The sequence below is a fragment of the Geminicoccus flavidas genome, from assembly GCF_009806515.1.
Taxonomy (GTDB): domain Bacteria; phylum Pseudomonadota; class Alphaproteobacteria; order Geminicoccales; family Geminicoccaceae; genus Geminicoccus; species Geminicoccus flavidus.
This window is the reverse complement of sequence record NZ_WUJP01000839.1, coordinates 1-7,226: the sequence shown is the minus strand read 5'-3', so window position 1 is coordinate 7,226 and position 7,226 is coordinate 1. Positions and strand designations below refer to the sequence as shown.

The window sequence follows — 7,226 nt, the reverse complement described above, 5'->3', positions numbered from 1 at the left end:
GCGAAGCCAGACGCGATCTCCAGCACCCGCGCGAACTGCCGCTCCAGCGGCCGGCCGCCTGCCACCACGTCCAGATCGTACAGCGCGATCTCGGCGGCATCGGCACCGGCGGCTTGGATCGCCTGGAGCTTCGGCAAGAGGCTGTCCGGCCGGCCGTCCTGGCCCTGGGTAGTCAGGCCCACCGCCACCACGTTCGTCAACATCGCTTCCTTTCATCGACACGCGCAGGATCGGCCGGGGCGGCTGGCCGCCCGGCTCTGGCCTGCCGCTTCGGCGCTTTCGCCGCCACGGGCAAGAGGCTAGCGTCCGCGCGGCGGCACGGCAGGAGGAGGAATGAGGTGGCGGCGCTGATCGGCCTGGACTGGGGCACCAGCTCCCTGCGCGCGGCCCTGATCGGGCCGGACGGCGCGATTCTGGACCGCCACGCCTCGTCCCACGGTATCACCAGCCTGCCGGAAGGCGGGTTCGATACCGCCTTTGCCGCGGCGACCGGTCGCTGGCGCGCCGCCCATCCGGACCTGCCGGTGCTGGCATCGGGAATGGTAGGGGCCAGGACCGGCTGGCGCGAGGCGGCCTATGTCCCCTGCCCGGGCGGCGCCGCCGAGATCGCAAGAAGCCTGCTCCGCTTCACCACGGCGGATGGCAGCGTGCTGCACATCGTGCCCGGCATGTCGTACCGCAATTCGGTGGGCATCCCGGACGTGATGCGCGGCGAGGAGACCCAGATCCTGGGCTGCGCCGGCGAGGGTGCCGGCCTGTTCGTGCTGCCGGGCACCCATTCCAAATGGGTCCAGGTCGAGGGCGGCAGGATCGCGAGCTTTGCCAGCTACCTGACCGGCGAGCTGTTCGCGGCCCTGCGCCGGCACACCATCCTGCGCCACACCATGCCCTCCCTGGACGAGCCCGACCCGTTCGACACGGCGGCGTTCACCCAAGGCGTGCGCCGGGCAGCCGACCGCACCGGTGGCGGGCTGCTGCGCCGCCTGTTCGGTGCCCGCGCCCTGGCCCTGTTCGGCGAACTCGGCACCGAGGCCGGGCCGGCCTGGCTCTCGGGCCTCGTGATCGGCAGCGAGCTGGTGGAGGCCACCGACGAGTTCGGCATGGCGGCAGACCGGCTGGTCTTGGTAGGCGGGGCGACGCTGGCCCAGCGCTATGCCGAGGCGGCAACCATCCTCGGCATCGCTACTGAGACCGCCCATCCCGATGCCGCCTTTCTCGGCCAGCTCCGCATCGCCAGGCTGGCCGGCCTGATGGAGGAGTCCCGCCCATGACCGAGCTTGCCAGCTTCACCGATCGACTGCCGCTGGTCGCCATCCTGCGCGGCATCCAGCCGGACGAGGTGCTGCCGATCGGCCGGGCGCTGGTCGAGGCCGGGTTCGTGATCCTGGAGGTGCCGCTGAACTCGCCAGAGCCGTTCGAGAGCATCGCCAGGCTGGCCGAAGAGTTCGGCGCCGACATCCTGGTGGGTGCCGGGACGATGCGCACGACCGCGGACCTGGACCGCCTGGTGAAGGCCGGTGGCCGGCTGATGGTGACCCCGCATGGCGACCCGGCCCTGATCCGGGCCGCCAAGGCTCAGGGCCTCCTGACCCTACCGGGTATCGCCACGCCCACCGAGGCCTTCGCCGCGATCGACGCCGGCACGGACGGGCTGAAGCTGTTCCCGGCCGAGATGATCCCGCCCAGGGTGGTCAAGGCGCTGCGCGCGGTCCTGCCCAAGACCATGCCGGTCTTCCCGGTGGGCGGGATCGAGCCGGACAGCATGGCCGCCTACCGTGCCGCCGGTGCCGACGGCTTCGGCCTGGGCTCGGCCCTCTACAAGCCGGGCATGGATGCGGAGGCGGTGGCCGGGCGTGCGCGGGCCTTCGTGAGCGCCTGGCGCAACGGCTAGCCTGGCCGGGGCCAGAGCCGTGCGGCCGGTGGCGAGGCCGTCTTCTGTGAAGGCGCCTGCGATGTGGGCTTTCCTACGGGCCAGGGAAACCACATCCTAGAGACCTTGGTGGCGACCTTCTGCGAGGGTAGGTGTTCGAGCTTCTGGTCGTGGTGGCCCTGGTGCTGCTCAACGGGTTCTTCGCCATGGCGGAGATGGCGATGGTCCGGGCGAAGCGGGCCCGGCTCCAGACGGCTGCAGACGAGGGCAGTAAGGCCGCGGGCCTGGCGCTCAAGCTGCAGGACAACCCGTCCCGTCTCCTGTCGACCGTCCAGATCGGCATCACCCTGGTCGGTATCGTCGCCGGCGCCTATGGCGGCGCCACCCTGTCCGGCTACGTCGCCGCCTGGATCGCGCCGATCGCCGGCCAGTATGCCACCCCGATCGCCTTCGGGATCGTGGTGGCCGGCATTACCTGGCTGTCGCTGGTGGTGGGCGAACTCGTGCCCAAGCGCCTAGCACTCCAGTTCGCCGAATCGATCGCCGCGTTCGTCGCAGCGCCCATGATCCTCCTGGGCAAGGTGGCCGCACCGGTGGTCTGGCTCCTAGAATACTCGACCAACACCGTGCTCCGGCTCCTGCGCCTGCCCAAGGAGGTCCGCGAGGTCCCGACCGAGCAGGAGGTGGCGCTGCTGATCTCCGAGAGCCGGGCGGCCGGCGTGATCGACGAGGAGGCCGGCTCCATGATGGAGGGCCTCCTGCGTATCAACGACCTGCCGGTCCGCGCGATCATGACCCCCAGGGTGGAAGTGGTGAGCCTGCCGGCTGCCATGCCGATCGCCGACGCGATCGCCGCCATGGCCTCGTCCGGGCGCTCGCGCTTTCCGGTGCTGGGCGACGAGGAGGAGGTGCTGGGCGTCGTCCAGGCCAAGGATCTGGCCGGCAAGGCCGCCACCCAGGGCACGGTCGGCGAAAGCCTGCGCCTGTTTCAGCCGCCGATCGTGCCCGATACGATCGATGCCGGCCGGCTGGTCCGCCTGTTCAAGGATGCGCCGGTGCATCTGGCGGTGGTGGTGGACGAGTATGGCGCGTTCGAGGGCATCGTCACGCCCTCCGACCTCATGGCGGCGATCGCAGGCGACATCGCCGAGGCCGGTGCCGAGGATGCCTACGAGGCACAGCGGCGCGAGGACGGCTCCTGGCTGGTGGACGGGCTAATGCCGATCCACGACGTCGAGCACACGATCGGCCTCGAGGGGCTGCTCGAGCACCATGACGATTATCAGCGCCTGGCCGGGTTCGTCCTTTCCCAGCTCGGCCGGATCCCGGATGCGGGCGACTGCTTTGCTTGGCAGGGCTGGCGCTTCGAGGTGGTCGACATGGACGGGCGGCGGATCGACAAGGTCCTAATCACCCCGCCAAGCCATCCGCAGGGCGGCGAGACCGCGACGCTTGGCTGACGTCCGAAAGGGCCCGTCAGGCGGCAGCCTGTACGGTGATGACGACCCGGCGGCCCGGCCGGTTGTCCTGCTGGTCGATGCTGCCCTGCCACTGGGCGCACAGAGCCTGCACCATGCGCAGCCCAAATCCGGTGCCGGTCGGCGCCGCCTCACCCACGCCGCGATCGGCCACGGTCAGCACGATCGCGCGGCCCGCCAGCTCGCGCAACTGCACGGTGATTGGCCCGGCCTGGCCCTGGTAGGCGTACTTGGCCGAGTTGACGACCAGTTCAGTTACGATCAGGCCGAGGCTCACCGCCTGGTCGGTCGGGATCGAGATCGTATCAGAGCGGACCTGCAGCTGCTCGGCCCATTCTGGGCCAAACGAGCTCACCAGGTCATGGCGCAGCTCGTCGAGATAGCGGCCCATCTCGACCGACTGCACCTGGTCCGTCTGATAGAGCCGGCGATGCACCAGCGCTACCGCGTGCAGGCGGCGGCGCGCCTCCTCCAGCTGGGCCAGGACGTGCGGCTCCTGGCTGCCACGCATCTGCAGCGACAGGAAGCTACTCACCAGTTGCAGGCTGTTCTGGACGCGATGGTTGACCTCGCGCAGCAGCAGGTCCTTCTGCACCAGGAGGTTGACCTGCTCGGCCAGCAGCTTCTCCTTGTCCTGGACCATGCTGCGCAGCTGGGCGTTGAGGATGCTCAGCTGCTTGCCCTGGCGCAGCTCCACGAGTCTGGCGCACAGCCGTCCGGCGGTCTCGATCTCCGCCCTCGACCAGCTGCGTGCGCGGCCGCGCACCGTCTCCTGCCAGAGCTCGAAGGAGGCGCGCGGTGTCAGCTGCCCGGATGCCGCATCCACGGTCTTGGCCTGGTGCGGGTTGCCGCCCCACTTGACCACCTGCAGCTGCTCGCCGCGGAACCACAGGATCACCATGCCGTCCGGGCGGTTCACCACGATCGAGAGGAGGCCGGCTCCAGTAGCGACGAACTCGCTGGCCTTTGGGAACCGCTCGGGCAGCGATTCGGTGGCGAACGGCTGCACCATTTCCTCGGCGAGCAGCCAGTCGCGGACAGCCTGCACCTGGTGCGGTGCCGGACACACGCCGTGGATGTCGATGCGTCCACCCCGGCAGATCGCCATCCCGTCGGCACTGGCCAGCTGGGTGAAGGCCGCGCCGTGGCGCTCGAGGCCTTCCTCGAAGCCGTCCTCACGGGCCAGCCTGGCCAGAAGCTCGTCCTCCATCGCCCGCAGCCGGATCCGCTGCCGGTGGATTGCGGCATCCGCCTGGGCGCCGATCTGCCGCGAGAGCACCCGCGCCAGCACCCGGCACATGGCCCCGACCTCGTAAGGCAGGCGGCGCGGGGTCATGTGGTGGCAGGCGATCAGCCCCCAGAGCACATCGCCCGCCACGATGGAGATCGAGGCGGACGCGGCCACCCCCATGTTCTCCAGATATTGGAGATGGATCGGCGACACGCTGCGCAGCACGCAGTCGGACATGTCGAGCGGCCCCTCGTCCGGTTCGCCCGGTGCCTGCTCTAGAGGCAGCGGCCGGTAGGCGACGTCCGGGATCACCCGCACCGTGTTGCGCACGTAGAGATCGCGCGCCTGGCTGGGGATGTCGGAGGCGGGAAAGCGGTGGTCCAGGAAGGAATGGAGCTCCTCGGCGCGGTCCTCGGCCACCACCTGCCCGGAGCTGTCCTCCAGGAAGCGATAGACCATCACCCGGTCGAAGCCGGTGATCCGCCGGAACAGGACGGCGGCCTGCCGCAGCAGTTCCTCGTTGTCGTGCGCCCGCTCGAACGCCCCGGTCGCCTCCTCCACGGCCGCCAGGCATTCGGCCGCACCTGCCCGGTCCGGGTCGCCTGGTTCCAGCTCGATCAGGAGGACCCCGCCCCTGCCCCGATGCACCATGACGTCGATCGGGCAACCTGCCCCGCTCAGGCTGCCCTGGAAACCGCCAGGCGCCCCGCTCGCCTGGAACTGCCGCACCAGTGCCGCGAGCGGCGCCGACCACTCCTCCAGGTGCCGCCCCAGCGGCAGTCCGGCCGCCGCGGCACCCATCCAGCCAGGCTCGCCGGCTGCCTGGCGAACCACGAGCTGGTCAGGTTCGACTGCCAGCAGCACCCCATGCGGCTGGATCGCCCCCGGGGTCCGGATCGGCTCCCGCTCGCACGAGGTCACGTCGAGGGGCCGCTCCATCACACCATTTCCTACGTACTAAGCGTCCGGAGGTGCCGAACCGGGCAGCCACCACCCAAGTTCCTACGCATTCCCGGCAACGTCGTCATCATTTCGTGTGGGCAGGATCAGGCCGTTTCGGTATCGGTTGCCGCTCACGGGCCGGTCCTGGCCCGGCCGCTTCGCCGGAACCGTGAATGTCCGACCGTCCGACCATCCTGGACCGCCTGAGGGCAGAGACGGCAGCCGACCATGCCGTGCTGGAAGCACGCCTGGACCTCCTGGCCCCGCCGCTCGACTTAGAGCACCTGCGCCTGGTCCTGCGTGCCTTTCATGGGTTTCATGCAGCCTGGGAGCCGATGGTCGAGGCCCTGTTGGGCGAGCGGTTCCGCCCGCGCCGCCGCCTGGCGCTGCTGGCGGCCGATCTGCGGCTCCTGGATGACCGGGACGGGCCGCCGCCCCGCCCGGACCTGACGCCCTTGCCCGACGAGGCCAGCGCCTGGGGCTCGCTCTACGTGCTGGAAGGCTCCACTCTCGGCGGTGCGGTGATCGCCAAGGCGCTGGCGCGCAGCGGCCTGCCGGGGCTCGGCTACTTCAACCCCCATGGCCGCAAGACCATGGCGAGCTGGCAGGCATTCCGCAGCGAGCTCATGGCCGCCGTCACGCCAGATGGCGAGCCTGCGGCACTGGCCGCCGCCAGGGCCACGTTTGCCCGGCTGATCGCGTGGCTGCCGGCGCGCCAGCCAGGCTGAACCGGTCAGCGCCGGGGAAACAGCGTGGCCGGCAGGCTGCCCTCGTCATGGAGCTGCCGCGCCGCCTCCGTAAAGCCTGCCCAGGCCGCACGGGCCAGGAACCCGCCGACGCTGACCCGGCGCACGCCCAGTGCCGCCAGTTCGGCGACCCGCATCTCCGGCCGCCAGAGCAGCACGTTGACGGGCTTGGGTGCTACCGCCTGGACGATGGCCCGAATGGCGGCCGGGTCGCTGACACCCGGGGCATAAAGGACGTCCGCCCCGGCCGCCGCATAGGCTGTCAGCCGCTCCAGCGTGGCATCGAGCCCGGTGCGGCCGATCAGGAAGCCTTCGGTGCGCCCGACCAGCAGGACGTCCGCCCCGCTCCGGTCGATCGCGGCGCGCGACGCGCGGATCCGCTCCACCGCAAGCGGCAGCTCGTAGAGCTCCTTGCCGGTGCGGTCCTCGATCGAGAGACCCGCTACGCCGGTCGCCACCGCGAGCGCGACATTGGCCGCGACCTCATCCGGGGCGTCGGCGAAGCCCGCCTCGAAATCGGCGTTGACCGGCAGGTCGGTCGCCGCCACGAGCGCCTCCAGATGGGCCAGCACCTCGTCGCGGGAGAGTTCGCCATCGTCGCGCCCGAGCGACCAGGCCACCCCGGCGCTGGTGGATGCCAGGGCCTGGAAGCCCTGGGCCTGGAGGCGGCGCGCGCCACCGATGTCCCAGGGATTGGGCAGCACGAAGCAGCCTTGGTCGTGCAGGGCCCGGAACGCGGCGCGCCGGGCGCTGAATGCCTGCATGACGGTCTCCTCCTCTGCGGCCGGCCCGCAGAGCCGGCGATAGTCAGCGGAACAGCCGGTCGCCCTGCTCGTCGATCAATTGGCGGGCCTTCTGCAGCGAATGGCCGGCCGCATCGTCGCGCGAGCTGTGGGTGTCGGCCCGGATGAAGCGGTGCTCCTTCTGCCCGTCGGGGAAGTTCTTGCGGATCGTGCCGG

Annotated in this window: 7 protein-coding genes and 1 pseudogene; 4 read left to right on the top strand and 4 right to left on the bottom strand. The window is 70.6% G+C overall.

The window, feature by feature from the left end:
* A pseudogene (locus EQG76_RS24075) lies at positions 1–203 on the bottom strand (hypothetical protein); the annotation flags it as partial.
* A 135-nt stretch (positions 204–338) separates the two neighbouring features.
* On the opposite strand from EQG76_RS24075, the gene EQG76_RS24070 reads away from it, so the two are divergent.
* From EQG76_RS24070 to EQG76_RS24060, 3 genes are all read left to right on the top strand, one after another.
* Complete coding sequence (locus EQG76_RS24070; protein WP_159717079.1) at positions 339–1,271, top strand: 2-dehydro-3-deoxygalactonokinase; 933 nt, start codon at positions 339–341, stop codon at positions 1,269–1,271.
* The gene (locus EQG76_RS24065; RefSeq protein ID WP_159717077.1) at positions 1,268–1,891 is read left to right on the top strand and encodes a 2-dehydro-3-deoxy-6-phosphogalactonate aldolase; all 624 of its coding nucleotides are present in this window, start codon (positions 1,268–1,270) and stop codon (positions 1,889–1,891) included. Before EQG76_RS24070 ends, EQG76_RS24065 begins: the two co-directional genes overlap by 4 nt.
* Before the next feature lie 131 nt (positions 1,892–2,022).
* Positions 2,023–3,330 carry a hemolysin family protein gene (locus EQG76_RS24060; protein ID WP_235031538.1) on the top strand — a complete coding sequence of 436 codons (1,308 nt, stop codon included), beginning with the start codon at positions 2,023–2,025 and terminating at the stop codon, positions 3,328–3,330.
* Between the two features lie 16 nt (positions 3,331–3,346).
* Here EQG76_RS24060 and EQG76_RS24055 read toward each other — a convergent pair whose 3' ends face one another.
* Positions 3,347–5,518, bottom strand: a complete 2,172-nt coding sequence (locus EQG76_RS24055; protein WP_159717075.1) for a histidine kinase dimerization/phosphoacceptor domain -containing protein — start codon at positions 5,516–5,518, stop codon at positions 3,347–3,349.
* A gap of 176 nt (positions 5,519–5,694) precedes the next feature.
* Here EQG76_RS24055 and EQG76_RS24050 point away from each other — a divergent pair, with 176 nt between their 5' ends.
* Positions 5,695–6,249, top strand: coding sequence for a biliverdin-producing heme oxygenase (locus tag EQG76_RS24050; RefSeq protein ID WP_159717073.1), 555 nt, complete (start codon positions 5,695–5,697; stop codon positions 6,247–6,249).
* A 5-nt stretch (positions 6,250–6,254) separates the two neighbouring features.
* Here the strand turns inward: EQG76_RS24050 and EQG76_RS24045 are convergent, their stop codons facing one another.
* Both EQG76_RS24045 and EQG76_RS33650 read right to left on the bottom strand, forming a co-directional pair.
* Entirely contained in the window at positions 6,255–7,031 is a 777-nt protein-coding gene (locus EQG76_RS24045) for an isocitrate lyase/PEP mutase family protein (protein ID WP_159717071.1), read from the bottom strand.
* A 43-nt stretch (positions 7,032–7,074) separates the two neighbouring features.
* Positions 7,075–7,218 carry an HlyU family transcriptional regulator gene (locus tag EQG76_RS33650; RefSeq protein WP_407925565.1) on the bottom strand — a complete coding sequence of 48 codons (144 nt, stop codon included), beginning with the start codon at positions 7,216–7,218 and terminating at the stop codon, positions 7,075–7,077.
* Between the last annotated feature and the right edge of the window lie 8 nt (positions 7,219–7,226).